Here is a 25,291-nt window from a genome sequence, read left to right as displayed (position 1 = left end):
TGGGTTTCAGCCGTGAGCGGAAACTTTGCGGTCGACGCACTCACGCAGCGAGCGGCGTACGCGCTGCAGCGCCTTGTAGACCGTGTTCACCGGGCGGCCGATCTGTTCCGCCACGGTTTGGAACGAACGGTTGGCCTGGCTGTAACAGGTGTTAATCAGCCGCCGGTCTTTGTCGGGGAGCCCATCGAGGCAGCCGTGCAGGGCCACGCGGCGGTCTTCCAGCAGGTCGGCCCGATCGACGGTTTCCGTGGCCAGCAGCTCGACCGCGACATCCGATAGCTGCCGCGCCCGGCGCCCCTGCAACGTGCGGAAACGCATCACCTTGTTGTGGGCGATGACGCCGGCCCAGCGCCGGAAGTCGGTCGCGGGATCGAATACCTCGTACTCGCTCCACAGCACGACGCAGACCTCTTGAAAGACCTCTTCTGCGTCTACCGAGTTGCCCAGCAGCGTCACCAGATAGGCGTAGAGCCAGCTATGGTTCTTGGCGAACGCCCGAGCAAACGCTTCTCGCTGGTTGTCCATCGACAGATAGCTTGGCTGGAAAAGTCTTCGACAAGCAGGCCCCACGCATTAGTACGCGGCCTCTAGAGACGTAAGTCTGCCGGAGGGCGGGATTGGTACTGAAAAATGGGAAAAAAGAGAGACAGGCGGTGCGGTTTGCCGCCGGGCCTGCGGTGGCGCTGCTGCGGTGCGACTGCCGTCGCGGAGCGCGCGCTGATGAAGGGGCCGGGGGGGCCGACGGGGCGTAGCCCGTCGGCTAGTGGCGGGACCGGGGGCGGGAGCTAGGCGGCGGCGCGGGTGTAGCCACGGCCAGACCGGCGTAGCGCCGAGCGGAACTTGTTCCGCAGGTCGATGTAGTTCATCCCCAGGTAGAGGTTGGCGGCCAGCGACGCCAGGGCGGCCAGCGACGCGAACACCAGCCACTCCCAGGGGCGTTCTGGGACAGGGGCCGTTTGCTCTTGGAAGTTGCCGCCGTTGGGGTTGGCCCCGTTGGGATTTGCGCCATTCTGGAGGGTCCAGGACACCGCGGCGGCGTCCGCTCCGCCGTTGGACTGACCGGCGAACCCGCCGTTGCCGACCCCGGGCGGGGGCTGCTGCGCAGGAGGCGGGAAGCCAGACGACGACTGACCGCTGCCCCAATCGGCGGCCCCGCTTCCTCCCCAACCCCCTTGGTCGGAGGCTGTCTTCGTCGGCCAAGGATCGGACTTTGCGTCGGGCCAACCGGCGCCGGACGCGGGGTTTGAGCCGTTGCCGGCCGGGGGCGTGTCCCAATTCGGCGTCAGGCTGGGGCCCTCGAACGACCCGTTCGGGGCGGGCGCCGCCGCGGCGGTCGGCCTGCGACCATACGACTCAACCGGCTCGAGGCCATTGAGCTGCGACCGCGGCGCTGCCGCGGTCGGGCTCGCGTAGCGTTCGCTTCCCGTGGTCGAGTAGCTCTCAACCGGGGGCGGGGGGATAGAGAGCTGGCTGTCGAAACCCGCGACACCGGCCCGCTGGGGGTCGGCCGCGGCCATACGCGGGTCGGCGCCCATCTGCGGCGACGTCGCGGGTTGTTGCGCCGCTGGCCAAGAATACGCTGGGGGCGCCCCCTGAGCGCTGGTTGCCGCGGGCTGTGGGAACCGGGTCTGGGTCGGCGGGATGTAGGGCTGTTGTTGGGGGGTCGCCGGCGGTGGGGGGCTCAGATAGGAATACTGGTTGTACTGCCCGCTGCCGGGGGCCGCGGGGGGGGGCTGATTGGTCCCCACCATGCTTTGGAAACCCGACTTGATGTTCTGGCCCGTGCCATCGATCGCGCTCACCGTGCCACGCATCAGGTTGGCCGTCCCCTCGCCGAGCTTCTGAAACACACCCTGGGGCTGCTCTGCGGCCGGCTGGGTCCAGGTGTTCTGGGCGGTGCGGGTGGCTTGCGTCCACTCCTGCTGGGCAGCCGTGGCGCCTTGCTGAACCTGGGCGGCGTACTGCTGCGTTTGCCCGGCGTATTGTTGGGCTTGCGCCGCGTACTGCTGCGTGGCTTGCACGCCCTGCTGGAATCCAGACTCGACCTGTCCGGCGGTCGGCGGCGCGCCGTAGTAGCTGCCCGCGGCCCCCGACTGGTAAACGGTGTGGCGTATTGGGCTGGGGGCGATGACCGGCTTTTCGACCCGGTAGGCCGGGACGATCGTGGGGTTGGTCCAGCGGCTTTCGGTCGGCCCGCTGGGCTGTTCGCGGGGGATGTTCTCGACCGGTACTAGCCCGCTGCGGTCGATGGGCAACGACAGCTCGGCGGCCACGGCGAGATCGGGCGCGGCGAGGTTGGGCGCTGCCACGATCGCCAGCGTCGCGAATGCAATCCTGATTGCGTCTATCATCCGAACTCCTGCTTCGGGCGGCGTACGCGCACGAGCGCGCACGGCTACGAGGGGAGTTTAGCGGATCGCTGCGGATCGCCCTAGTCGGATTGCCTCACTTTCCCAGCGTCCCGGGACAAGAACGGGGATAGCCGACGGGCTCCGCCCCGTCGGTGGCGGCTCGCCGAGCACGCATTACTCTGCCACACCGACGGGGCAGAGCCCGCCCGCTGCTCTCACTTTACGCGGGTTGGGGCTGGGCTGCTTCGGCTTCTGCCTCGGCGTGTTCGGCGTTGAAGCGGTCGAGCTCTCGTCGCAGCATCCCGAGCATCGCTTGCAGGAAGGCCACCAGCATCGGGCCGACCAAGATCCCCACCGGTCCCAGCACACTGACCCCTCCTAGCACGCTCAATAGCGCCAGCAGCGGATGGAGTTTCGCGTTGCCGTGCAGCACCATCGGCTTGATCACGTTGTCGATCGACGAAACCACCGCCGTGCCGTAGATCGCTAGGCCGATTACCGCGGCCCAGTGGCGCTGCACCTCGCCGTCGGGCCCGATGTCGGTCTGGAACAAGAAGATCCAGATGCAAACCGGGATCCAGACGGCCGTGGCGCCGACAAAGGGGATGATTGCTAGCACGATGGTCAGGACCGTCAATAGCAGGATGGGCGCCCCCGCCTCGAGCGCAAAGTAGTACCCGATCCCGCCCAGCAACCCCTGGACCACGGCCGACAGCAGGGTGGCGACCACCACGGCACGGCTGACCTCGGAGAACTTCTGCAACAGCTCGTGTTCGTACTCGTCGTCCAGTGGGGAGAGGTGGGTCAGGGCTTCGATCATCGCCGGGCCGTCGGCCAAGAAGTAGAACAGCGCCACCGTCATCACCACCAAGCCGACGACGATCCCAACCGCGGCGAGCACCGTGTTGAGGCCGGCCGTGCCCGCGTAGCGGGCGATCGCGGCGCCCAGCGGTGCGAAATCGGGGTCTTTCTCGGTGCCCATTTGGTCTTTGTAGAACTCTTTGGCGTCGACGATCCGCTTCTCAAAGGACTCGGCCAGCGTCCCTTGGTGGCCTTCCCCTACCAAGTACAGGGCCACCTGGCGGCCTTCCAAGTAGGCCTGCACGCCGAGCCAGATCGTTGGGATCAGCACGGTGAGCATGACGACGGTGGTGGTCGCCCCGGCCGCGGCGTAGCGCCGCCCCGGGAGCTTTTCGGTAAACCAGCGGTGCACCGGCTCGAACACCACCACCAACACCCCAGCCAGGAACAGCGGCACCACGAACTGGGCCACCACCCGGAAGAACAGGGCGCCGGTCAGCAACACCACCGCCAGCAGGGCGATCAGCGACACCACCCGGGGGACAAAGGCATTGGCGGCCCCCGAGCGGGGCGTCAGAATCTCCATCGCGGCCTTCCGCGCCGGGGAGGGTTTCGATTTCTTTTTCGGCATGACGGACTCAGGGACAGGTTTGCCGCGGGCCTGCCGAAACGCATCGGCAGCGGGTCGGGATTGGCCGGACGGACAGGATACGCAATGGTTAGCGGGGCAACGGCCTGGTGCGTGATGGACTTCCCGGTTCGCCCTCTGGTCGACTCCGCCGGCGGTTGGCCGCCCGATTGTACCGATCACTGATTCCCACGCAGCGCCACCAGCAGGCCCATCACGTTGAACATTCCGCGACGCACGCTGCTGATGGTCCTCCGTGTAGCCGTGCTTGGTCTGGTGGGCCTGTTTGTGTGGCGTACGGTCGCCCGGGCTTGGGGGAGTCTGAGCGGCGCGGAGCTGGCCATTCGGCCCGAGTGGGCGCTCGCCGCGGCGCTGGTCTACGTGGTCGGCATGGCGCCGATGGCGTGGTACTGGGGGCTGGTGTTGCGGGCGTTCGGCCAGCCCCACAAGGCGCGGGTCGTCGTGCCGGCCTACTACTACGGCAATCTCGGCAAGTATGTGCCCGGCAAGGCGATGGTGGTGGTGCTGCGCACCGCGGCCGTACGCACCGCGGGGGGCGACGCGGGGCCGATCGCCGCTTCGGTGTTCGTTGAGACCCTCACCTTCATGGCGGTCGGCGGCGCCATGGCCGCCGGCCTGCTGGCCTTTTCTGACGGCCCGGCTTGGCACTCAACCCTCGCGGCGCTGATCGCGGTCGGTTGCGCGCTCCCGACGCTCCCGCCGGTCGCTAACCCCATCATGCTGCGCTTGGTCGGCAAGCGGCTCCGGCCCGACCACCCCCCGGTACGGATCACCTGGGCCGCCGCGTTGGCGGGCTGGCCGGCCGCCTGCCTGGCTTGGTGCGTGATCGCGGTGAGCCTGCAATGCGTGATCCGTTGCTGCTCGTCGTCCGTCTCGCCCTTCGACCTGAGCGGGTACGTCACCTGCTTGAAGGCGGCCACGCTCCCCGTGGTGGCGGGCTTTCTATCGATGATCCCCGGCGGGGCCGGCGTCCGCGACGCGCTCATGCTCGAGATGCTCGCCCCACGCTTCGGCGCCGAGACCGCGCTGGTCGCCGCCGCCGCGACTCGGCTGATCTGGGTTATCACCGAGGCGGGGCTGTGTGGTATCCTGTGGACCACCGTGCGGTCGGCGCCGGCGCCGACCGCGGACCAACAAACACCAAAGCCCTAGTGACCGCCGCGCGCAAGCGATGCTCCGGGAGTCGCCCCCCGATCATCGATGCTTGGTCATTGCAAATAGCCTAGCTCCGGCCTATGCGTCCCATCAGCGTTGTCATCCCGCTGATCGACGAGGCGGAGAGCTTGTCGCGGCTGGTGGAACAGATTTCTGACGTCGCCGCTGCCAACGACTACGACCTGCAGGTCGTGATGGTGGACGACGGGTCGACCGACAGTTCGTGGGAGGTGATCGAGGAGTTGGCGGTCGCCGACCCGCGGATCGAGGGGATCCGCCTGCGTCGCAACTTCGGCAAGGCCGCGGCGCTCAGCGCCGGGTTCCGGGCCGCCACGGCGCCGATCGTGTTCACACTAGACGCCGACCTTCAGGACGACCCCGCGGAGTTCCCCAAGCTGCTGGCGGCGATCGACGACGGCGCCGACGTGGTGAGCGGCTGGAAGGTGGACCGCAAGGACCCGTGGCACAAGACGCTGCCCTCGCTGGGGTTCAACACGCTGGTGAGCTGGATCAGCGGCGTTCGGCTGCACGACCACAACTGCGGCCTCAAGTGCTACCGGGCGGAGGTGTTGAAGGAAGTACGCCTGTACGGCGAGCTTCACCGGTTTGTGCCGGTGCTGGCCGACGCCCGCGGCTACCGCGTCGCCGAAGTAGGGGTGCACCACCGCCCCCGCGAGTTCGGCCACTCGAAGTACGGCGTGACGCGGCTCATCAAGGGGCTGCTGGACATCATGACCGTCAAGTTCATCACCGGCTTCGGCGACCGCCCGCAGCACCTGCTGGGCGCCATCGGGCTGCTCGCGTTCTTGATGGGCGCTCTGGGGTTGGGCTACCTGGCCGTGGCCTGGTGCGTCACGCGGGCGATCTCTGCAGAGCCGATCCACCTGCACGAAACCGCGATGCTGTACTACGCGCTGGGGCTGTTCGTCATCGGGGCCCAGTTCCTCTCGGTGGGGCTGCTGGGAGAGATGCTCACTGCGCATCAGCTCCGAGACCGAGACACGTACTCAATCGCCGAACGCACGAAAAAAAGTGAACCACAGAGCCGCTGAGGAAACAGAGACGGACGGAGGAAGAAGTATCTCTCGCGGAAGCGCAGGGGCGCAGACATGGAAACAATCGATCATGTGAACATCCATAAACATGAATCAAAGCAATCAAACACGCGTCCCCATCTCACCTCTGCGCCCCCGCGCCTCTGCGAGAGCTTTCCCCCATCCGTCTCCGTCCTTCTCCGTAACCTCTGTGGCTCTGTGGTTATTCTTGCTGGAGCGCAATGTTGGAAAAAACTGATCGCCAAGCCGGAGCCCAGTTGCGCTGGTCCGTCTATGCACTGCTGATCGCCGCCGCCACGGGGCAGATGGCGGGGCGGAACTTGGCGGTGAACTCGGTGAACGTCATCGCGCTCGACGAGCGACGCGACGGCGTCGACCTGCAGCGCCCCTTCCTCAGCTCCAACGACCGCAGCCGCTGGATGGCGGTCCGGGCGCTCGTGGAGCAGGGGCGGTGGGAGATCGACGACATCCTCGACGAGCCAAACTGGGACTCGATCGACAAGGTCTACCACCGCGGCCGCGACGGCCAGATGCACTTCTACTCCAGCAAGCCGCCGCTGCTAGTCGCGATGATCGCGGCCGAGTATTGGGCCATCCACAAGCTGACCGGTTGGTCGCTGGGGGACGAGCCGTACGCCGTCGGGCGGCTGATGCTGCTAACGATCAACGTGCTGCCGGTGGCCCTCATGCTGGCGTTGGTCGCGGCGACTCTTGAGCGGTTGATCGCGGACGACTGGGCAAAGCTGTTGGCCGTGGCCGCGGGGTGTTTCGGCACGTTCATCACCACGTTTGCGGTGGTGCTGAACAACCACCTGCCCGCGGCGGTCTGCGCCGCGGGGGTGCTGTACGTTTGGGTGAGACTGCGGCAGCGGCCCGATCGGCCGGCGTGGTTGTTCATCGTGGGGGGGCTCGCTGCGGCGTTCGCGGCCGTGAACGAGCTCCCGGCGCTATCGCTCGTGGGGTTGGCGTCGCTCGGGTTCCTGTGGCTCGACTGGCGGCGGACGCTGCTGTGGTTCGTTCCGGGCACGCTGGCCGTGGCGGCCGCCTTCTTCGCGACCAACGTCTGGGCCCACGACTCGCTGCGCCCTCCGTACGCCCACCGCAGCGAGACCGACCCCGAAGACAATTGGTACATCTGGAGCGTCGAGCGCAACGGCCGCACGCTCACTAGCTACTGGTCGGACCGCCAAGGGATCGACAAGGGCGAAGAATCCAAAGGGGTCTACGCGCTGCACTGCCTTGTCGGCCACCACGGCGTCTTCTCGTTGACGCCGGTGTGGCTGCTGAGCCTGTTGGGGGGCGTGCGTTGGCTGCGTCGCGGCGACGCATCGAGGCGTGAGGTAGCCGCGGCGGTGCTGCTGCTCTCGGGCGTCTGCCTGGTGTTCTACACGGGCTTGCGGCCGCTCGAGGACCGCAACTACGGCGGCATGACCAGCGGCTTGCGGTGGATGTTCTGGTTCACCCCTATGTGGCTGGTGCTGCTGGCCGCGGGCGCCGAAGGGGCGGGCCGCCTGGGCCGCGCGGTAGGTTTGGTGCTGCTGGCGTTCTCCTGCCTGTCGGCCAGCTACCCGACGTGGAACCCGTGGACGCACCCGTGGATCGTGAACTGGATGGAGTGGTGCGGCTGGCGGCTGTTCCAGTGACGGAGCGGTCAGCATTCAGCGGTCAGCTTTCCGCCGAGCGATGTAGGGCTTGCTAGCCGCGGGCCGAAGGGTGCTATAATTTAAACATGAGCACCGTCATCAGCGTCGATCCGGAAATCCAGGGCGGCACCCCTTGCTTCGCGGGGACGCGGGTGCCGGTGGTGTCATTGTTCGATGCCCTGAAGCATAATCGGAGCATCGAGTACTTTCTCGAACAGTTTCCGACGGTTGAGCGGAGCCAAGTTGTGGATCTGCTCGACGAAGTGGAGGCTAAGATGCTCCCGGAAGTGCCGGTGTCGTGAAGATACTGCTTGACGAGAATGTCACTCATGACCTGCGTCACGAGATAACCGGTCACGATTGCGAGACCGTTGCCTATCGTGGTTGGAGGGGCATAAAGAACGGCGAGCTACTGCAATTCGCGGCAGCGGAAGGCTTCGATGCCTTGGTAACGAATGACACCAATCTTCCGTACCAACAGAGCCAGAGAAACCTGCCAATTGCCGTCATCGTCCTGAAGGCCCCCAGCAACGACTTTGAAGACATCCGCCCGCTTGTGCCTAAGCTGCTCGCCGCCCCGGACGATTTGCCAAAGTGCAGGGTGACGGTGGTCGCTTAGGCCGGCCTACGACTTCTCGCCGGCGACCGACTCCTCGAAGCCGCTGGTCGATCGCGACCCCCTCGACATCAGCAGGTTATCCACCTCGTTCGCCACGATCACGCCGTAGTTCATCGCCCCCAGCCAGCCCGACATGATGATCCCCACGCTGCCGGCGTGGTACAGCCCGGAGATCTGTTCGGGCAGCGCGCGGCTCACCGCGAGGCCCTCGAATTTCGTGCCGAAGCTCGCCCCGGCCAAGTGGGCGGTGTAGTGCTGGAAGGTGCGTGGCGTGCTCGCCTCGACGTGCACCACCCGCTCGCGGATGTTCGGCACGTACTTGTCGAGCGCTTCGAGGGTGGTCTCGCACAGGTCTTGCTTGCTGGCCTGGTACTCGTCTTCGGGTAGGCCCGCCCAGTCCTCGTAGCGGGCGTTGGTGCTGGAGACCACCAGGCAACGCGGCCGACCCTCGGGACGCGTCTTCGGGTAGTAGAACGAGTAGGTCCGGCTGGTGATGTCTCGGCTCAGCAGCGCCTCGGTCTCGAACGTGGGCGCCGTGCTGCTGAACAGCAGGTCGCCCAGCTCGGAGACGTCGAGCCGGTCGTCTTCCTTAAGCCCCATGTAAACTTGGGTGCTGCTGTTGTTTAGCCGCACCGCGCGGGCGTCGTCGATGAAGCCGCGGTCGAACTTCTCTTCGCCGATCAGCTTGAACACGGTCTGGCGGAGGTTGGCGTTGCTGACCACCGCGCCGCAGCGGATGGTGCGGCCGTTCACCTCGATCGACTCCACCCCGTCACGCCCGACGTTGATCTTCTCGACGTCGCAGCGGATGCGGATGTCGACGCCGCTCTTCTTCAGCTCGTCCTCCATCTGCTTCACAAGCTTGTCGGTCCCCCCTTGGAACGTAAACACCCCCTTCGACATGAAGTTGCTGAAGACGATGCCGTAGCTGATGGCGGGGTCTTCCAGCGTGCTGCCGTTGGCGTAGGTAATGGGCTCCATCAGCAGGCGGATGACGTCCTCGCGGCCCGGGAAGAACTCGTCGAAGAGCTCACGGGTGGTGGTCTGCTGGTCGTCGTAGAAGTTCATCCCGCGGGCCTTGTCGAAGAACGCGTCGACCGTCGCAGGATCGACCTTGAACTTCTCGACTAGCTGCTTGGTGAAGTCGTCTCGAGTGAAGCTGGTCCACAGCGAGAACATCGGGTTGTCAAACCGCACGCCGTCGAGCTGCACGATGCTGTCGGCGATCTCCCGGCTCCAGTAACGCCGGCAGCTCTTGACCATGCCGTACGGGAAGCCGTGCAGCGAGATGTCGAAGATGTGCCCGCCCGGGCGCTTAAACCAGGTGGCCATGCCGCCGAGCTTGTAGTGTTGCTCCAGCAGCAGCACGCTTCGGCCTTGGCGCGCGAGCACGTTGGCGGCGGTCAGGCCGGCGAGGCCGGAGCCGATGACCGCAACGTCGTAGTAGTCGCGGGCGCCTTGGAGGAAGTCACGGGGCATAGCAGCAGCAGAGAGGGACACGGCGGAATGGGCTAAAAAGGATAGCCGTCGTGGCGGACTTCGAACAGCCGCCGGCGCCTCGGGATAGGTCGTCCACGGGGCTGGAAATGGCTAGCCACGAAGCGACTCTTGGTCAATAATGATGTATCTGGGGCACTCATTTTCACGGGATCTCGTTCATGTCTCTATCGTTTCGTACACTGGCGATTCGTTCACGGGGCGGTCGTCGTCACGCGTTTACGCTAGTAGAGTTGCTGGTGGTGATCGCGATTATTGGCATCCTGGTGGCGCTTCTGCTCCCCGCGGTCCAGTCCGCACGCGAGGCGGCACGGCGCGCGGATTGCACCAACCGGCTGAAGCAGTTGGGGCTGGCCGCGCTGAACTACGAGTCGGGTCAGAAGACCCTACCGGCCGCGGGCAAGATCGGACTTCCGTTCGCCATTAATCCTTCCGGGGGCTCCGCCACGCCGTCGAGGCAAGAGAACACAGTGGCCCTGGGGACAAATCCCACCGGCACGCCGAAGTCGCCCTACACGAGCTGGGTTGTCGAATTGCTTCCTCTGATCGAGCGAGGAGCGTTGCACGACCAGTGGGACTTCAGCACGAACCTCCGCGGGTCGAATCTAGCCCTCGCCCAGCAAGAACTCCCCGAGCTCTACTGCCCCAGTCGCCGGACGACGCTGCGTGGGGAGGATCGTCCGATGAACGCCATGCGGAACCAGGGCCTGCTGCCGCTGGGGGGGAACGACTACGGCGCGTGCATTTCGCGGGGCAGCTCGCTCAGCACCACAACCGGAGATCACAACTTGCACGTCGATCTCGTGTCCAGGGCGATTGCGCCACGCTGGGTAGTCTGCGAGACTTACGGCGAGTCGAACATGATTTCGTTGGGAGCGCCGCTTGCGTCATGTTTGCGTTCTTGTCGGAGGGATTGTTGTGGCCGAGGTTTCCGAGGCAGGGATCGCGAGGCATTTCGAGGGGCTAACCGATCCGCGTCGGCGTGAGCCGATCTACCCGTTGGTGAACGTTGTGGTGATGGCGTTGTGCGCGGTCCTAAGCGGGGCGGACGACTTCGTGTCGATCGCCGCGTGGTCGAGGGAGAAGAGAGGGTGGCTGGCGAAGTTCTTGGACCTGTCGGCGGGCGTGCCTTCGCACGACCGCTTCAACGCGGTCTTCGCGGCCCTCAACCCGGCCGAGTTCGAGAAGTGCTTCTTGAGCTGGGTCACCGCGCTGCATGAGGTCACCGACGGCCAGGTGATCGCGATCGATGGTAAGACGCTGCGGCGCAGCTTCGACGCAGCGAGCAGCAAGGCGGCGATCCACATGGTGAGCGCCTGGGCGACCGCCAATCATATCGCCCTGGGGCAGGTCGTCACCGACGCCAAGAGCAACGAGATCACAGCCATCCCAAGGCTGCTTGAGATGCTGGAAATCAAGGGGTGTTTGGTGACCATCGACGCGATGGGGTGTCAACGGGAGATCGCCGAGCGGATCGTCGAAGGGGGCGGCGACTACGTGCTGGCGACCAAGGGGAACCAGCCGAACTTGTGCGAAGCGATCGATGCGTTCTTCACCGCGCAACTGGAAGACGACTGCCGGAACGTGGCGTGCCGACGGCACGAGTCGCACGAGAAGGGGCACGGCCGCGAGGAAGACCGTTACTACTACCTGACGAAGCTGCCGGAGGGGTTTCCCGAGCGTGAGAAGTGGCGTGGGCTCAAGGCGATCGGCATGGCGGTCCGCATCACCACCCATAGCGACGGCGCACAGACATTCGACACGCGCTACTACATCACTAGCCGCTACATGAGCGGCAAGAAGTTCGCCGAGGCGGTGCGCGGCCACTGGGGGATCGAGAACTCACTCCACTGGCAGCTCGACGTGACGTTCGGCGAAGACCAATGCCGCGTCCGCAAGGGACACGCCGACGCCAACCTCAGCCTGCTGCGCAGAACGGCGCTGAGCCTCCTCAAGAACAACACCTCCCGAAAGCTCGGCGTAAAGAACAAACGCCTCACCGCGGCATGGAGCGATCAGTACCGACTCGAAGTGCTCTGCGGGGCATGAGTTAACGTGCAATCGCCCTGATCTCGTGTCCATCGGGGAGGGGCGTAGAGACGCCGGCGCTATGCAGTTCGGCTCTAGGCCCGGCGGACCGGGCATACGGATTGCCAAGGTCTTGGACGGCACCTCCAAGACGATCTTGTTGGGCGAAGTCCACCGTATCTATTCCGATACCGATCCCCTTGGCTTGAACCGGAACGCCAATTCCTATCGGAGTGTCGATGGATGGGCGCTCGCCGGCGCTCCTACCGTTTTTGGCGTGGCGCCGGCACAGTTCGGTGGGAACGCGCGCGACAACCCCGCGGGGGGCCTCAACAACCTGTCCGTCCAATCGCCCGGCTCGGAACACCCCGGCGGCGCCAACTTCTGCATGGTCGACGGATCGACCCACTTCGTCAGCGAGAACGCCGACGAAGAGGTCTTTGGAGCGTTTGGCAGCGCCGCCGGCGGCGAGTTTCACGATCCTTCGACCGGTCGAATTGAGCTCGCCTCCATCGAGGACCTGCGATGATACGGACACCCTTGCAAAAGACCTGCCTGATTTTCGGTCTGATGGCTCTCACCACCGGTTGCTGGGGCACGGGCGATCGTCCGTCCCTCGGATACGTCACCGGGACCATCACGCTCGACGGACAACCGATGCCGGACGTTCATGTCGTCTTTAAACCAGACGGCGCCCGCTCCGCCTTCGGCATCACCAACGACGATGGCGCCTACGAGCTGATTTATCTGCGAGACATCCGCGGGTGCGGGATCGGGACCTGTCGCGTATCGCTCCAGGACACACGCACAGAATATGGACGCAGTCGAGGCCGCATCCCCCAGAAATACGCCGACCGCAGCGAACCCCTCACCGCCGAGGTGAAGGGGGGAAAGCAAGTCATCGACTTCGAGCTCTCGTCGTAGTCCGCGGAGCCCTTCGGCACGCGGCCCTACGGCATGGGTCGGGCGGGATGCCGCGCTACCGCACGCTGAACGCGTACACGCACGTTTGCGTGTACGTCTGGTCCGGTTCCAGCACCACGCTCGGGAAATCGGGCGTATTGATCGAGTTCGGGAAGTGCTGCGTCTCGAGGCACAAGCCGCTGCGGTAGGCGTACGGCTTGCCGGCTTTGCCCGTGTCGCCCCGCAGGAAATTGCCGCCGTAGAACTGGACGCCCGGCTCGGTGGTGCGCACCGTCAGCACCCGGCCCGAGGCGGGGTCGTACACCACGGCCGCCGTGGTCATTTCGCCTTCTGCATCCTGATTGAGCACGAAGTTGTGGTCGTAGCCCAGAGCGGCTGTGTCGTTGAGTTGATCGACGCGCTCGCCGATGCGGGTCGGGGTGCGAAAATCCAACGGGGTCCCCTCAACGCTCGCCAGCTCGCCCGTGGGGATCAGCGTGTCGTCCACCGGCGTGTAGCGGTCTGCATTGATCGTTAGCACGTGGTCGTTGATCGTGGGGTCGCCGGCGCCGGAGAGGTTGAAGTAGGAGTGGTTGGTGAGGTTGACGGGGGTCGCCTTGTCGGTGGTCGCCTTGTACTGGATGCGGATCGCGTTCTTGTCCGTTAGCGTGTAGGTGACCTCGATCGCTAGCTCGCCCGGGTAGTTCTCTTCGCCATCGGGGCTGGTGTAGCTGAACTTCACTCCCCGCGCGTGGGGCTTCTCAAACGGCTCGGCGGCCCAGACGACCTTGTCCAGGCTCCGCTGGGCGCCGCCGTGCAGGTGGTTGGGATCGTTGTTGACCGCGAGCTGGTAGTCCTTGCCGTCCAGGATGAACTTGCCCTCCGCGATCCGGTTGGCGCAACGCCCGGTGGTGCAGCCGAAGTACTGATACTTATCGCTCTCGTACTCCTCGGCGGTGTCGAACCCGAACACCACGTCGTCGAACCTGCCGTCGCGGTCGGGCACATCGACGCCGATCAGCGTCGCGCCGCGCGTGATCAAGCGGATGGTCATCCCGCTGGGGTTCTTGACTGTGTAAAGATCGATGTTCTTCCCATCCGAGGTTTCTCCGAACGACGCTTTCGACACCATCGAATCTCCCAAACAGATAGAGCCTGCGCAAAGCAATAGGACAGACAACGAGCAAACGATGCGGATCATCGGTGGAAATCTCCCGAGAAAGGCGGCCATCCCGGCCCACAGAAGAGCACGCCAGCGGCCGGACTGTACTAGATTGCCACGCGGAGCCGCCCGATGCAACCAGAGGGCCGCGAGACCCCTCTGAGGGCGGGGCACGCGCGATTTCGGTCGCGCCGAGGCTCGCTCTGAAGCGACAGTAAGGGGAGCACGCCCTACGCGGCCGCGGCGCGCAGGGCGCCAAGGGCCTCGCAACAGACCTGCGCCACCGCGTCCGGGGCGCCCGGGTGGGCCTGAGAGGCGGCGTTCAACGCGCAGCGGCGCCGCAGCTCGGCGTCGTCCACCAGCGGCGAAACGGCGGCGGCGATGGATTCGGCCAGCCGGCCCGCCTCGGGGTGGACCACACGGATGGCGTCGCCGTGCGCGCCGGCCGCGGCGTTCTCACGTTGCGAAGACTCGAGCCCCCCGAAGGGAACCACCACCGCGGGGGTCGCCGCCAGGGCGGCCTCGGCCAACGACGTGCCGTCGGCGCCGCAGATCAGGATGTCGCTCTCGTCGATCACGCTGGCGACCTCGTCCATGTAGGCGAGCACGAGCGCATCGACCCCGGCGGCCCGGTAACGGGCCTCGGTCTCCACCAAGCAGCCCTCGCCGGTCTGGTGAACCACGCGCCAGCCCCGCAGCCGGTCGCCGATCAGCCGCAGCGCTTCGGGCATCGCGTCGTTCAGTTCGCCGCACGCCAGCACCGTGATGCGCCGCTCGTCGAACCCGTACCGCGCGACCGACTCGTCGTCGTGGCGCTCGGCCCGCGCCTTGGCGCGGGGGTGGAGGCGGTGGAACGTTGGGCGCCCGGGGGCGCCGGTGAAGATCGCTCGGGCCCCGATCGGCAGGTGGGGCTCGGTTTGTTCGTAGGCCAGGCAGACCGCCTCGGCCGCGTCGGCCAGTTTCCGTGCCGTGCGGGTCGGCTCCAGGTCGCGCTCTACGAGCACAAACGGCACGCCTCGGCTGTGAGCGGCCCGCACCACGGTAGCCGCGGGGGCGCCCCCCAGGCCGACCACCAACGAGACCTGGTGCTCGCGCAGCATCCACCGCGCGGCGAGGTAGCCGGCCACGTTGTCCGTGACGAACCGGACGGCTTCCAGGGTGGAGTGGGGCGCCGGCTTCGACGGGGCGACGATGTACCGGTGTCCGGCCGAACGCACCAGGCGGTTCTCGTCCGATCGGCCCGACCCGGCGAACGTGATCTCGACTTCCGGGATCATGTCGCGCAGCGACTCGGCGATCGAGAGGCCGGGGTAGAGGCGACGCTCGTCGCCCCCACCAGCGAACAGTACGTGCATCCGGGCGCGCATGGGACGACTACTCGGTTCGGGGAGGTTGTTTTGGCGGTCTGCTTCCAGCGTTCGGCGAACGGCCCGCAACTCGGGCTGAAAGCCGACCGCTGGTAGCTCAACAAAAGCGGCCCGAAGCCGGCGCTGATTGGCCGACTCCGAGCCGCCGTGTTCCACCGGGCAGCCGGGGCAGCAAGCTGCCCCGGCGCCCGGCTCTGAGCTTCATCGTGAAGCGCCCGCGACGGACGACTGACCCAGTAGCCGTCGTGCCGCGAGAAGTATGCTCCAACCCAGGGGAGGGTGGCCGGGCGAGACCCCGCAATCTTTCCCAAGCCGACGATGAAGCCCTCAAATGGTTCAATTAATGCTGTTAGCGGTTAGCTTTCAGCGTTCGACCTTCCTACGCCGCTCTTGCCGCCTGCAACTCTTGCGCTCCGCGTTGACGGAGCAGCGTGGTCACAACTTCGTGTTCGGTTAGTCCTTCGATCCGCGAGTCGGCTCGGTGCCCGGCGAGAACCAGGCAGTCGCCCGGCTCTGCCACCGCGAGCGCCAAGGCTAGTGCGGTGAAACGATCGTCAAACCATCGTCCGGGCGCGCCCGGCCGCGGCGGACCGTTGTCCGCGATCAAGTACGTCTGGTCGCTCAACGCCGCCGCTACCGTCGACGACTCGAGCGAAGTCTCTCCGTTCAGCGAAGCGACGCACAGCACTCGGCCCGAGGCGACCTCGCGTGCCGTCTCAAGCACGCCGCGGAGCGCGGCCGGCGAGCGGGCGCCGTCTAGGAAGACCGGAAAACCTTGGCCGCTGCGGATCGGCCGCATCGTGTTCGGTAGCTTGCGGACCGCCTCGATGCCGGCGGCGATGCTGGTTAGGTCGGCGCCGTAGGCCAGGCCGATCGCGGCCGCGGCCAGGCAGTTTTGCATGTGGGCGTCGCCGATCACCTCGGTCCTGACGGCCGCCGAATCGGCGCCCGAGTGCAGGATGAAGACCTGCTCGCTGGCGTTACGCTCGACAAGCGTGGCCGAGACGTCCGCGCCCGGCGACACGCCAAAGGTTACCGTCGGCCCGTCGCGCTCGGCGAGCGCCCGGACGCAATCCGGATCGTCTGCGTTGAGCACCGCGATGCCCTCGGGCGCCAGCAGTTCGAGCGAGGCGAGCATCTGGCGGCGTTGGGCGTCGGGCGACTGGCCGCCGTGACCCCGGTCTGCTTTTAGGTTTGTGACGCATACCGCGTCAAGCGAGGCGCCAAGCAACGCGCCCGCGGCTAGCTGGGTTCCCGAGGCCTCGACAACCGCGTGGGTGGCGCCGGAGACCATGGTGTCTGCAAGCCAACGCGCGGCCGCAGCGGCAGAGCCAAGGCAAGTGTCGGCCCCCAGGCTGAGCGAAGGCTGGGCGCCGGCGTGGGAGATGATCGAACTGGCGAGCGCCGCGACGGCGGACTTTCCTAGGCTGCCGGTCACCGCGATGGTTGGCATCGATGCAGTGGGATGCCCGACGAGCGCGTGGCAGAGGGCGCCGAAGGCGTGGCGTGCGTCTTCTACCAGGAACTGCGGAGTGGCGCCGATCGGCAGCAGCCGTTCGGCCACTACCGCCGCGGCGCCCCGTTTGGCGGCGAGTTGTACCCCGCGGCAGTCGTCTCCCTGGGGGCCGTCGATAGCGATAAACGCGTCGCCGGGACGAACCTTGCGGGGGTCGCACGTGCAGCCGGTCACCCGAACCTGCCGGCTTCCGACGGCTTGGGCGCCCGGGAGCGCAGCCGCCAGATGCAGACCGCCGATTCGCGGTTGGTTTGTCGCGGGCATGGCGCCCCGGCCTCCGTGCCGATGCTAGTAAAGGAGTCGGCCGCCATCCTGGCGTCCGGCCCGCCGCGGGAGAGTGAAGGCCCCCGTGGCAAGGCGGTCGGGATAGTGCGGGAATTCCCGAAACGCGTCAAGGGTGTTTTTCAAGAACCCAAGGGACTCAAAAAAGCACCCCGATAGCCGACGGGCGCCCCCCCGCCGGGGTTCTTGTGGGGCCGCACCGAATCTAAGACCCCGACGGGGCGGAGCCCGTCGGGTACTGCCTTCCCAGCCGCGGGGCTCGCGTTGCTCTGGTGGGATGCTCGGCTCTCCATTACCCTCCCGCACCGTCGATTCCCGAGGTCCTTCGAGACGAGCCGCGTCATGCTTCAATTGCTCCTCTGCTGGCGTTACCTGCGGACGCGCTACATCGCCCTGGCCAGCGTCACCAGCGTGATGCTGGGGGTCGCCACCATGATCGTCGTCAACGCCGTGATGGCCGGCTTCTCGCACGAGATGCAGGACCGGATCCACGGCATCCTGAGCGATCTGGTGCTCGATGTGATCTCGCTCGAGGGCGCCCCCGACCCGGAGGCCCACATGCAGAAGATCCAGCGTGTGGCCGGCGAATACATCGAGGGGATGAGCCCCACCGCCCACGTGCCGGCGATGCTCAGCTACTACGTCGGCGAGCAGCACGTCACCCGGCAGGTAAACGTGATCGGGATCGACGCCGCTACCTACTCAAACGTGAGCGATTTCGGCAAGTACCTGCAGCACCCCGAGAACCGCGAGCTGCTCGATTTCCAGCTCAAGGACGGGGGCTACGACGCGGTCGATCATCAAGCCGACGATCCGTCGCGGATCAAACCCCGCACAGAACTCGCCACGTCAGGGTGGCCGCACCGCCGCCAGAAGGCGCGTTGGAGCCGAGAGCCCAACATGACGGGCCGCGAGCCGGCGCCCCCGATCACCGCGCCCAGCGCGATGGCGGACCCCTTCGCGGCGGCAGACGCCGAGGCGCCCGAGGGCGAAAAGAAAGAAGGCCGGGTGTTTGACCCCTCTACCGAGCAGTTCCCGGGCGTGGTGGCCGGCATCGCGCTGTGCAGCTACCGCAACACCGACGGGACCGACAGCTTCCACGTTCTGCCGGGCGACGACGTTGAGCTGACCTACCCCATGTGCGGCCGGCCCCCCAAGGTCGGCAACACCCGGTTCACGATCACCGACTTCTACGAAAGCAAGATGAACGAGTACGACGCCACGTTCGTGTTCGTCGAGCTCGCTCAGCTCCAACGGCTCCGCGGCATGTTCGACCCGGAGTCGGGCAAGGGGCACTTCAACTCGATCCAGATCCAGGTGAAGCCCGGCGTAGACCCGGCAAAGGTCCGCGACCTGATCCAGGCCGCGTTCCCGCCGCAGTGGTACGTCGCCAGCACCTGGAAAGACAAGCAGGGCGCGTTGCTCGCCGCGGTGCAGATGGAGACCGCGGTGCTGAACGTGCTGCTGTTCCTGATCATCGCGGTGGCGGGCTTCGGGATCCTGGCGATCTTCTTCATGATCGTCGTTGAGAAGACCCGCGACATCGGCGTGCTCAAGAGCCTCGGCGCCGGCGGCGCCAGCGTGATGAACATCTTCCTGGGTTACGGGCTGACGCTCGGCGTCGCGGGCGCAGGTGTGGGGATGATCGGGGGACTGCTGTTCGTGCGTTACATCAACGAGATCGCCGACGTGCTGGGGAGGCTCACAGGACGCCCGGTGTTCGACCCCGCGATCTACTACTTCAGCGAGATCCCCACCATCATCGAGCCCTTTACGGTTGCGTGGATCGCCCTGGGGGCGATGGGGATCGCGGTGCTAGCGAGCGTGATCCCGGCGCGACGCGCGGCGCGGATGCACCCGGTGCAGGCGTTGCGCTGGGAGTAGGGGGTGATCGACAGCGCCGACCGCAGGTCGGCTGCTGCTGGTTTCTCAGACACAACTGACCACTCACATCTGACCAACATGCCGCTGCTTCAAGCCATCGACGTCCGCAAGACCTACCACAAGGGCGCCACGCAGGTGCCGGTACTGCGGGGGGTCGATTTTTCCGTCGACGCCGGCGAACTGGTCGCCATCACCGGCCAGAGCGGCAGCGGCAAGAGCACCCTGCTGCACCTGCTGGCGACCCTCGACCGGCCCGACTCCGGGGAGGTGCGGTACGAGGGCGCGCGGATCGACAACCTCCGCACCGCCGCACGCGACCGGCTCCGCAACCGGCAGATCGGCATGATTTTTCAGGCCTACCACCTGCTCCCGGAGCTCTCCGCATTGGAGAACGTGCTCACCCCGGTGATGCTGCGGTACGGGCTCGCGGGCTATTGGCGACGCCGCGCCGCGTTCCGCCAGAGGGCGAGCGAGCTGCTCGAACGGGTTGGACTGGGCCCCCGGGCCGCCCACAAGCCCCGGGAACTCTCCGGGGGCGAGATGCAGCGGACCGCCATCGCCCGGGCCCTGATGGCCGAGCCGAAGCTGCTGCTCGCGGACGAGCCCACCGGCAACCTCGACCAGACAACGGGGCAGGGGGTGCTGAAAATCCTCCGCGAACTGAACCAAGAAACCGGGTTAACGGTCATCCTGGTGACCCACGACGGCGAGGTGTCCGCGGCCGCAGACCGCACGGTTTCCCTGGTTGACGGCCGGGTGGCCGACGGCCGCCTCAGGGCGGCCTAGCGGCGCCGCGGGTGGGCCTAATGACCTCCTAGAGCGACCCCGCTACAATCCGGGCATGGCGAAGCAAGTCTACCTCAACGGCGAATTGGTCCCTCAGGCGGAGGCCAAGGTCAGTGTCTTTGACCATGGGCTGCTCTACGGCGACGGCGTGTTCGAGGGCCTGCGCGCCTACCGGGGCAAGGTCTTCCGGCTGACGCAGCACATCGACCGGTTGTACGACTCGGCCAAGGGGATCTGGCTCGAGATCCCCCTCACCCGCGAAGCCATGGCCGACGCCGTCGACGCCACCGTCGCCGCCAACGGCCTGTCGGACTGCTACATCCGGCTGATCGTCACACGCGGCGCCGGTTCGCTTGGGCTCGACCCTCGCAAATGCTCGAATCCGCAGGTCATCATCATCGCAGACTCCATAGCGCTTTACCCGGCGGAGTTCTACGAGAAGGGGCTAGAGATCATCACGTCGAGCGTTATCCGCAACCACCCGGCGGCGCTCAGCCCAAGGATCAAGTCGCTCAACTACCTGAACAACATCCTGGCCAAGATCGAGGGGATCCAGGCCGGCTGCATCGAGGCCCTGATGCTCAACCACAAGGGCGAAGTAGCCGAGTGCACCGGCGACAACCTATTCCTGGTGAAAAAAGGGGGGCTATCGACCCCCTCGCTGGAGGCCGGGATCCTCGACGGGATCACCCGCGACTTCGTGCTGGAGATCGCCGCGGAGCAAGGGGTTCCCGCCGTCGAGAGGCCGCTCACCAAGCACGACGTGTACATCGCGGATGAGTGCTTCTTGACCGGCACGGCGGCTGAGATTATCCCGGTGGTGAAGGTCGACAGCCGCGTGATCGGCGACGGGAAACCTGGCCCGATCACCCGCCGGCTAGAGAAGCGGTTCCGCGAAGAAACGGGCAAGTAGAACGGGCAGCAAAGAAGTGGCCAAGACCGTCGATTCTCTATTTGTTTACGGCACGCTCCGCCGCGACGCCCGCCATGCCAGCCACGCCATGTTGGCGCGTGGGGCCACGTTGTTGGGTGACGCAACGCTCAACGGCGCCGCGATCTACTTGGTCGGCGAGTACCCGGGCGTGGTCCCGAGCGACAACCAAGAAGACGTCGTTCACGGCGAGGTGTACCGCTTCGATCCCAAGAGCGACCTGCTCACGCTCTTGGACGAATACGAGGGGTGCCTCGGCCCGCGACCGCTCTACACCCGTGAACCGCTGCCGGTAACGCTCGCCCAGGGCGAAACCGTCACCGCCTGGGTGTACGTCTACAACCACCCGGTTAGCAAGAAGTCCCGCATCGCCTCGGGCGATTTCCTGTTTCCCTACGGGTAGGGCTCGCACCGCCGGCCGGGCGGCCAAGCCCCCTCTTGTCTTGTGGCGGCGCCAGGCCAGGTCTGCCCCAAGACTACGCTAGCGAAGCGCTTGGCGGGCCGTCTGGAACTCGACGTTGCTCACCTCGCGAAACTCCGCCATCTTGTCGAGCGACTCGTCGATCCGGTTGCGGTCTTGCTTGCTTAGCAACCAAGTCACCAAGTGCTCTGCACGGAGGCTCGTCTCGTCGTCTCGGTGCTGTGCTAGCTGCACCTCGAGCGCTATCGCCGAGTGCCGCATCAACGCCTCGTTCACCTCGAGCCGCGGACCCGGCGGCAGCCCCGCCTCGAGCAGCGTGTGGAGCTGGACAAACCAGTCGAGGAACTGCTTGATCTGGGGCTCCGCCGATGCGTCTTTGGCGGGCTCGGTCGTGATGCGGTAGGTGAGGTGCGGGCTGGTCATCGTAAGGACGCCCGTCTCGCGATCGAAAGTCTCCTCGAAGTGCGGTTCCGCGGTGAAGCGGAGGAACGGGTCCTTCTGCGTTGCCGCCCACTGGCGGAGCTTCTCCATCGCGCCCGTCAGGCGGTCGGTGTCGATTTCCGTTCGCACCCGTCGGGCGGTGTCCAGCAACACAAACCGGCCCGGCGCCCCGGCGTGACCGGCGCGGAAGATCGTCACCCGCCCCTCGTCCTCTCGGAAGTCGTACACCACGTCGCCCGCGAACAGCGTCGTGCTGCTAGAGATGACGTCCGGCTCGTCGCCGGCGTACATCCTGGTCTCGATCCGCAATTCCACCGCACAAAGAGGGGAGGCAACAGCAAGGCAAAGTAGTGCTAGCCAGGGACGCATATCGACCCTCCTGTGGTCGGGCGTAACGGATGTGTCGGGCAACGCCCGGTAGGGTAGCACGACTGGAAAGCCGTCAGAAGGCGGATTTGAGAGGCCCGCCCGCCCGGGTCGGGAAGCGACCCCACCCCAGGGTCAGGCTCCAACGCCGCTAGCCAACGGGCTCCGCCCCCGTCGGCTAGTGCGCCTATTCACTTCTTGCGATCGCCGGCCACGACGCGGGGTTAGCTTGGTTTTGCCGCCAGATAGCGATATTCAGCACCGTGGCGAAAATCACCCATACCGAGTAGGGCGCCAGCAGCCAGCCGGCGTACCGAGTCGGTACTGCTGATGTGGTGGCGGCTGCACCGAGCGCGCCGTCGGAAAGGCAGAGGGCGAACCAGGCGACCAGGCCGAGGGCGTTATTGACAGCGATCATTCAGACAACCGCAGTGGCGGCTTTGAATCGATGGCGGCTGCACGACGAGCCGCCGCCACCGCTGCCGGTCACCACCAGTCCTGGACCACTATAGCAAGACCAGCGCGGCGTCCAGTGATTGATCGTCGTAGTCGTCCGATCCTTCGTCAGCCGAGCCTTCGTCTCCATCGACGAGGCTCGCGAGCGCCTCGTCGGCCACCCAGGTCGAACTAGAAGGCTGTTGGGCAGCGCTCTCGAGCAGGCCGAGTGCCTGAGCGAGGTTCGACGACGGGCTGACGCGGGGGCGATCGTTCATCTCACCGCCGGACAGGTCTTCGTCCGACGCAAGCACGAAGAACGCCGCGGCCGAGGGAGACACGCCGTCTTGCACGGGTTGGCTGGCAAGTTCTGTTTCAACCGGCGCTCCTAAACACGCAGGGCAGCAGCACCCACCCGTAGAGTGCTCCATCGCGTGACCAAAGGATTCGTATACCCAGCCCTGCTGGGGCGCCACAGGGGGCTGCCCGTAGCCCAAGTTGTCTCGCCAAACCGTGTAGTCGGCGGCGGACACTTGTCCATCGCCGTTGGCGTCGGCGATAAGGTTATTCTTCGATCCGAACGACGCTACTAGCAGTTCTCGGTCTGCCGCGTTGACCACTCGGTTGCCGTCGAAATCTCCGACGGACTGCGACGACTCGTTGTCGAGCACGCGGACAGTAACTTGGCTTTGCGGCGCAGACCAGAAGGCCGAGTCGCCTTGGCCAGAGACGACCGACACCGTGATCGTCGCGACTTGATCGCCATCGTCCTCGGTGTCGTCGATCGGCGTCACCAGCACTTGCTTCGGGATGTTCCAGTTGCTCGGCGTAAACACATAGGTGGTGATTGCTACGCGCGCTTCGGTCGGGTCGTTGCTCACGACCTGCACGGTGACGTTGGCGAGCGGCTGGCGAGCAAGTGTGATCGAGAATGCGTCGAGCTTGCGCGTGTCCCCTTCGCGGATGATGGTAGCGTTGCCGCTCAGATCGATCCGCAGCAGCCCGTTCCCGGTGGTCGTGACCGGTAGAGAGACCCTCGGCGAGAGCCGATACTCCGGAGCGCTCACCGACGCGATTGTCGAGAACACAATCCGGCTTACCTGATCGCCATCGTCGAGCGAATCAATCACTCCCGCGACATTGACGACCTGTGGAATATTCCAGTTCTGCGGGGTGAACGTCAGCGTCGTTGGCGAAACGCTTACTTCAGTGGCGTCGGACGGGGTGACGCTCACGACTACGTTCGCGCTGGGCGCCTTGCTGAGGCTCACCAGCACGGTGTCGGTCACCGTGCCGTCTTCGCTGACGATCGTGGAACCGCCTGTCGCAACCGCCTGGATCACGCCGGGTTCCGCAACGGGGTCCCAGCCGATCACGTCGAAGGCGATGACGTCCTGTGGCAAGAGAATGGAAGGAAGGAACGGCGCCGGCGCGTTCGGGTCCATGACGCCCTGGAAGACATTGGTGATGTTGTCGTCCTGCCAGTGGCTCGCCTGCGAGCCATCTCCAAAAATCCTCCCCGTCGAGAAGCTGCCGATAAAGCTTGCTCCGTCGTCAATCGAAAACTCTTTCAGCCGGTTGTCAGCGGCGAAGTCGAGGTCGGCGCCGAGGCTGCGGCTCAGGTCTGATGTGCGGAACAGGTCCAGCGCGGAGATGAACGCGAACGAATCATCGGGCAGCTGATCGAAACTGCCAAACTCCAGGTCGTCAACCCCGCTGACGAAGCCGAGCAGGTGACCAATCTCGTGAACCGCCACGTAGACGAAGTCAATCTCGCCCGGGGTAATCCCATCAGCACGGTCGAAGTCAAACGGGAATGCAGAGCTGAAAGTGATCGACCCATCACTGGTGAGCCGGTCGAGCGGGTCGATCAGGCCCAGCGCCTTAGCGTTAGCGCGAGGCAGGAAGACTGTGGTGTTGTTCAGGCCGCCATCGGAATCGACGTAGGGCACCGGATTTAAACTGCCATTGGGGTTGTCGATCGTACGGTTGATTAGTACGTCGAGAGGCCCGTCTGAAAGCATCGACAACGCCGACGCGTCGAAGCTGGTCGAGCTGTCAGCCTGCAAAGCCGCTAGCACATCGGCGTAGGGATACTCGTTCTCGACGTTGAGCGTGCCGCCAATGACGCCCGGCGGGAGCACGCCGCCATCGATATCAACGACCACCGTGACATCGTCTTCGAGAACGCTCTTCCAGATCTCGGCCGCGTCTCGGAAGCCAAGCGCGATCCGGTCATCGGTCCCCGGCGCCACGTTGAACACAAAATCCAGCGCCAGCATCCGCCTGTCTTCGAGCGACTCCAAACGCAGGCGCTTGGTGGAGGAGCGGCCGGCAGTGGACAAACCAACGCTACCCGAGGTGCGGCGACGCAAGAACATAGCGGTCATTCCAGGGAAAAAGCAGCAGCGAGCAGCGGGGTGACAACCGCGGCAACGACGTCTCGGCGGCCACCGGTAGGCTGCGCCCCCGGGGGCGCCACACCGATTGGCCAGCACCCTACTCTAAATTGCCGACCGGCAATCGATCAAGCAAATGGCGCCGGTTTTTCGGTTTCTGCGGCCCCCCGACGCTGACGTGGCGCACGGTTTGCCCCATCTTGCCCGCAGTGTCCCGCATCGGGGTCCGCCCGCAGGTTTGGGCAGAACCGCGGATCGGGGCTGGTTATTCGGCAAACCGGGAGTGGTCGGCCGGCGTTCAATCCGGTAGCGGGTCGATCCTTCCCCCAGGCAGAAGGAGCAGTGCGATGAACTGGGACACCATCCAGGGCAATTGGCGTCAGTACAAGGGCGAAGCCCAAAAGAAGTGGGGGAAGCTCACCGGTGACGACTGGGACGTCGTGGCCGGCGAGAAGGAGAAACTCCTGGGCAAAGTGCAAGAGCACTACGGCGTGGCTCGGGACGAGGCGGAAGCGCAGGTCAAAGAATTCGAGAAAAGCTGCAACTGCTGACCCGCAGCGAATTCCGTCGCCCGCGGTCCGAATCCTGGGGGCGGGGGCA

Annotated in this window: 24 protein-coding genes; 14 read left to right on the top strand and 10 right to left on the bottom strand. The window is 65.7% G+C overall.

What is annotated here, in order from left to right; all coding sequences use genetic code 11:
* Nucleotides 1-6: 6 nt before the first annotated feature.
* The 3 genes from Pla175_RS17895 to Pla175_RS17885 all read right to left on the bottom strand — a co-directional run bounded on the left by Pla175_RS17895 (nt 7) and on the right by Pla175_RS17885 (nt 3,783).
* Nucleotides 7-525: a sigma-70 family RNA polymerase sigma factor gene (locus Pla175_RS17895; RefSeq protein ID WP_145288286.1), complete on the bottom strand. Its 519-nt coding sequence runs from the start codon at nt 523-525 to the stop codon at nt 7-9.
* A 260-nt stretch (nt 526-785) separates the two neighbouring features.
* On the bottom strand, nt 786-2,351 hold the full coding sequence (locus tag Pla175_RS17890; RefSeq protein ID WP_145288283.1) for a hypothetical protein: 1,566 nt from the start codon (nt 2,349-2,351) through the stop codon (nt 786-788).
* Between the two features lie 220 nt (nt 2,352-2,571).
* Nucleotides 2,572-3,783 (bottom strand): AI-2E family transporter, encoded by a 1,212-nt coding sequence (locus Pla175_RS17885; protein WP_145288280.1) that lies wholly within the window; start codon nt 3,781-3,783, stop codon nt 2,572-2,574.
* 216 nt (nt 3,784-3,999) lie between these two features.
* Here Pla175_RS17885 and Pla175_RS17880 point away from each other — a divergent pair, with 216 nt between their 5' ends.
* From Pla175_RS17880 to Pla175_RS17860, 5 genes are all read left to right on the top strand, one after another.
* Nucleotides 4,000-4,953, top strand: a complete 954-nt coding sequence (locus Pla175_RS17880; RefSeq protein WP_145288276.1) for a lysylphosphatidylglycerol synthase domain-containing protein — start codon at nt 4,000-4,002, stop codon at nt 4,951-4,953.
* 83 nt (nt 4,954-5,036) lie between these two features.
* On the top strand, nt 5,037-6,008 hold the full coding sequence (locus Pla175_RS17875; protein ID WP_145288273.1) for a glycosyltransferase family 2 protein: 972 nt from the start codon (nt 5,037-5,039) through the stop codon (nt 6,006-6,008).
* 260 nt (nt 6,009-6,268) lie between these two features.
* Nucleotides 6,269-7,654: a hypothetical protein gene (locus Pla175_RS17870; RefSeq protein WP_145288268.1), complete on the top strand. Its 1,386-nt coding sequence runs from the start codon at nt 6,269-6,271 to the stop codon at nt 7,652-7,654.
* An 86-nt stretch (nt 7,655-7,740) separates the two neighbouring features.
* Nucleotides 7,741-7,956 carry a DUF433 domain-containing protein gene (locus Pla175_RS17865; protein WP_145288265.1) on the top strand — a complete coding sequence of 72 codons (216 nt, stop codon included), beginning with the start codon at nt 7,741-7,743 and terminating at the stop codon, nt 7,954-7,956.
* Nucleotides 7,953-8,273: a DUF5615 family PIN-like protein gene (locus tag Pla175_RS17860; protein ID WP_145288262.1), complete on the top strand. Its 321-nt coding sequence runs from the start codon at nt 7,953-7,955 to the stop codon at nt 8,271-8,273. The genes Pla175_RS17865 and Pla175_RS17860 overlap by 4 nt, the downstream gene beginning before the upstream one ends.
* A gap of 6 nt (nt 8,274-8,279) precedes the next feature.
* Here Pla175_RS17860 and Pla175_RS17855 read toward each other — a convergent pair whose 3' ends face one another.
* Nucleotides 8,280-9,752, bottom strand: a complete 1,473-nt coding sequence (locus tag Pla175_RS17855) for a phytoene desaturase family protein (RefSeq protein ID WP_145288259.1) — start codon at nt 9,750-9,752, stop codon at nt 8,280-8,282.
* A gap of 179 nt (nt 9,753-9,931) precedes the next feature.
* Here Pla175_RS17855 and Pla175_RS17850 point away from each other — a divergent pair, with 179 nt between their 5' ends.
* From Pla175_RS17850 to Pla175_RS17835, 4 genes are all read left to right on the top strand, one after another.
* A complete protein-coding gene (locus tag Pla175_RS17850) occupies nt 9,932-10,756 on the top strand; it encodes a DUF1559 family PulG-like putative transporter (RefSeq protein ID WP_145288256.1) in 825 nt (274 codons plus the stop codon).
* The gene (locus tag Pla175_RS17845; protein ID WP_145284355.1) at nt 10,689-11,819 is read left to right on the top strand and encodes an ISAs1 family transposase; all 1,131 of its coding nucleotides are present in this window, start codon (nt 10,689-10,691) and stop codon (nt 11,817-11,819) included. The genes Pla175_RS17850 and Pla175_RS17845 overlap by 68 nt, the downstream gene beginning before the upstream one ends.
* A 61-nt stretch (nt 11,820-11,880) precedes the next feature.
* Complete coding sequence (locus Pla175_RS17840) at nt 11,881-12,327, top strand: DUF1559 family PulG-like putative transporter (protein WP_145288253.1); 447 nt, start codon at nt 11,881-11,883, stop codon at nt 12,325-12,327.
* The gene (locus Pla175_RS17835; protein ID WP_145288250.1) at nt 12,324-12,722 is read left to right on the top strand and encodes a hypothetical protein; all 399 of its coding nucleotides are present in this window, start codon (nt 12,324-12,326) and stop codon (nt 12,720-12,722) included. Before Pla175_RS17840 ends, Pla175_RS17835 begins: the two co-directional genes overlap by 4 nt.
* A 55-nt stretch (nt 12,723-12,777) precedes the next feature.
* Here the strand turns inward: Pla175_RS17835 and Pla175_RS17830 are convergent, their stop codons facing one another.
* The 3 genes from Pla175_RS17830 to Pla175_RS17820 form a co-directional block, all read right to left on the bottom strand.
* Nucleotides 12,778-13,833 (bottom strand): aldose epimerase family protein, encoded by a 1,056-nt coding sequence (locus Pla175_RS17830; RefSeq protein ID WP_197526949.1) that lies wholly within the window; start codon nt 13,831-13,833, stop codon nt 12,778-12,780.
* A gap of 260 nt (nt 13,834-14,093) precedes the next feature.
* Entirely contained in the window at nt 14,094-15,218 is a 1,125-nt protein-coding gene (locus Pla175_RS17825) for a UDP-N-acetylglucosamine--N-acetylmuramyl-(pentapeptide) pyrophosphoryl-undecaprenol N-acetylglucosamine transferase (RefSeq protein ID WP_197526948.1), read from the bottom strand.
* 391 nt (nt 15,219-15,609) lie between these two features.
* Entirely contained in the window at nt 15,610-17,010 is a 1,401-nt protein-coding gene (locus Pla175_RS17820) for a Mur ligase family protein (protein WP_145288241.1), read from the bottom strand.
* A gap of 360 nt (nt 17,011-17,370) precedes the next feature.
* Between Pla175_RS17820 and Pla175_RS17815 the strand changes: the two genes are divergently transcribed.
* From Pla175_RS17815 to Pla175_RS17800, 4 genes are all read left to right on the top strand, one after another.
* On the top strand, nt 17,371-18,912 hold the full coding sequence (locus tag Pla175_RS17815; RefSeq protein ID WP_145288238.1) for an ABC transporter permease: 1,542 nt from the start codon (nt 17,371-17,373) through the stop codon (nt 18,910-18,912).
* Nucleotides 18,913-18,990: 78 nt separating this feature from the next.
* The gene (locus tag Pla175_RS17810; protein WP_145288235.1) at nt 18,991-19,698 is read left to right on the top strand and encodes an ABC transporter ATP-binding protein; all 708 of its coding nucleotides are present in this window, start codon (nt 18,991-18,993) and stop codon (nt 19,696-19,698) included.
* Nucleotides 19,699-19,753: 55 nt separating this feature from the next.
* The gene (ilvE, locus tag Pla175_RS17805) at nt 19,754-20,611 is read left to right on the top strand and encodes a branched-chain-amino-acid transaminase (RefSeq protein ID WP_145288232.1); all 858 of its coding nucleotides are present in this window, start codon (nt 19,754-19,756) and stop codon (nt 20,609-20,611) included.
* A 16-nt stretch (nt 20,612-20,627) separates the two neighbouring features.
* A complete protein-coding gene (locus Pla175_RS17800) occupies nt 20,628-21,032 on the top strand; it encodes a gamma-glutamylcyclotransferase family protein (protein ID WP_145288229.1) in 405 nt (134 codons plus the stop codon).
* Nucleotides 21,033-21,110: 78 nt separating this feature from the next.
* On the opposite strand, the gene Pla175_RS17795 is transcribed toward Pla175_RS17800, so the two are convergent.
* From Pla175_RS17795 to Pla175_RS17785, 3 genes are all read right to left on the bottom strand, one after another.
* Nucleotides 21,111-21,806, bottom strand: a complete 696-nt coding sequence (locus Pla175_RS17795; protein WP_231953953.1) for a hypothetical protein — start codon at nt 21,804-21,806, stop codon at nt 21,111-21,113.
* 238 nt (nt 21,807-22,044) lie between these two features.
* A complete protein-coding gene (locus Pla175_RS17790) occupies nt 22,045-22,275 on the bottom strand; it encodes a tryptophan-rich sensory protein (RefSeq protein ID WP_145288221.1) in 231 nt (76 codons plus the stop codon).
* Between the two features lie 88 nt (nt 22,276-22,363).
* Nucleotides 22,364-24,673: an NF038122 family metalloprotease gene (locus Pla175_RS17785; protein ID WP_145288217.1), complete on the bottom strand. Its 2,310-nt coding sequence runs from the start codon at nt 24,671-24,673 to the stop codon at nt 22,364-22,366.
* Nucleotides 24,674-25,038: 365 nt separating this feature from the next.
* On the opposite strand from Pla175_RS17785, the gene Pla175_RS17780 reads away from it, so the two are divergent.
* Nucleotides 25,039-25,242 carry a CsbD family protein gene (locus Pla175_RS17780; protein ID WP_145288214.1) on the top strand — a complete coding sequence of 68 codons (204 nt, stop codon included), beginning with the start codon at nt 25,039-25,041 and terminating at the stop codon, nt 25,240-25,242.
* The last annotated feature ends 49 nt before the right edge of the window (nt 25,243-25,291 follow it).

The sequence above is a fragment of the Pirellulimonas nuda genome, assembly GCF_007750855.1.
In the GTDB taxonomy this organism is placed as follows: domain Bacteria; phylum Planctomycetota; class Planctomycetia; order Pirellulales; family Lacipirellulaceae; genus Pirellulimonas; species Pirellulimonas nuda.
Note: the sequence above shows the minus strand (reverse complement) of the source record. Positions and strands in the feature narration are given on the sequence as shown.

Bases quoted from the DNA above. Each gene is read 5' to 3' on its own strand.
- Pla175_RS17895 (WP_145288286.1), bottom strand. From the start codon at position 525: ATGGACAACCAGCGAGAAGCGTTTGCTCGGGCGTTCGCCAAGAACCAT.
- Pla175_RS17890 (WP_145288283.1), bottom strand. From the start codon at position 2,351: ATGATAGACGCAATCAGGATTGCATTCGCGACGCTGGCGATCGTGGCA.
- Pla175_RS17885 (WP_145288280.1), bottom strand. From the start codon at position 3,783: ATGCCGAAAAAGAAATCGAAACCCTCCCCGGCGCGGAAGGCCGCGATG.
- Pla175_RS17875 (WP_145288273.1), top strand. From the start codon at position 5,037: ATGCGTCCCATCAGCGTTGTCATCCCGCTGATCGACGAGGCGGAGAGC.
- Pla175_RS17865 (WP_145288265.1), top strand. From the start codon at position 7,741: ATGAGCACCGTCATCAGCGTCGATCCGGAAATCCAGGGCGGCACCCCT.
- Pla175_RS17855 (WP_145288259.1), bottom strand. From the start codon at position 9,752: ATGCCCCGTGACTTCCTCCAAGGCGCCCGCGACTACTACGACGTTGCG.
- Pla175_RS17850 (WP_145288256.1), top strand. From the start codon at position 9,932: ATGTCTCTATCGTTTCGTACACTGGCGATTCGTTCACGGGGCGGTCGT.
- Pla175_RS17840 (WP_145288253.1), top strand. From the start codon at position 11,881: ATGCAGTTCGGCTCTAGGCCCGGCGGACCGGGCATACGGATTGCCAAG.
- Pla175_RS17835 (WP_145288250.1), top strand. From the start codon at position 12,324: ATGATACGGACACCCTTGCAAAAGACCTGCCTGATTTTCGGTCTGATG.
- Pla175_RS17830 (WP_197526949.1), bottom strand. From the start codon at position 13,833: ATGGTGTCGAAAGCGTCGTTCGGAGAAACCTCGGATGGGAAGAACATC.
- Pla175_RS17825 (WP_197526948.1), bottom strand. From the start codon at position 15,218: ATGCACGTACTGTTCGCTGGTGGGGGCGACGAGCGTCGCCTCTACCCC.
- Pla175_RS17820 (WP_145288241.1), bottom strand. From the start codon at position 17,010: ATGCCCGCGACAAACCAACCGCGAATCGGCGGTCTGCATCTGGCGGCT.
- Pla175_RS17815 (WP_145288238.1), top strand. From the start codon at position 17,371: ATGCTTCAATTGCTCCTCTGCTGGCGTTACCTGCGGACGCGCTACATC.
- Pla175_RS17810 (WP_145288235.1), top strand. From the start codon at position 18,991: ATGCCGCTGCTTCAAGCCATCGACGTCCGCAAGACCTACCACAAGGGC.
- ilvE (WP_145288232.1), top strand. From the start codon at position 19,754: ATGGCGAAGCAAGTCTACCTCAACGGCGAATTGGTCCCTCAGGCGGAG.
- Pla175_RS17790 (WP_145288221.1), bottom strand. From the start codon at position 22,275: ATGATCGCTGTCAATAACGCCCTCGGCCTGGTCGCCTGGTTCGCCCTC.
- Pla175_RS17785 (WP_145288217.1), bottom strand. From the start codon at position 24,673: ATGTTCTTGCGTCGCCGCACCTCGGGTAGCGTTGGTTTGTCCACTGCC.
- Pla175_RS17780 (WP_145288214.1), top strand. From the start codon at position 25,039: ATGAACTGGGACACCATCCAGGGCAATTGGCGTCAGTACAAGGGCGAA.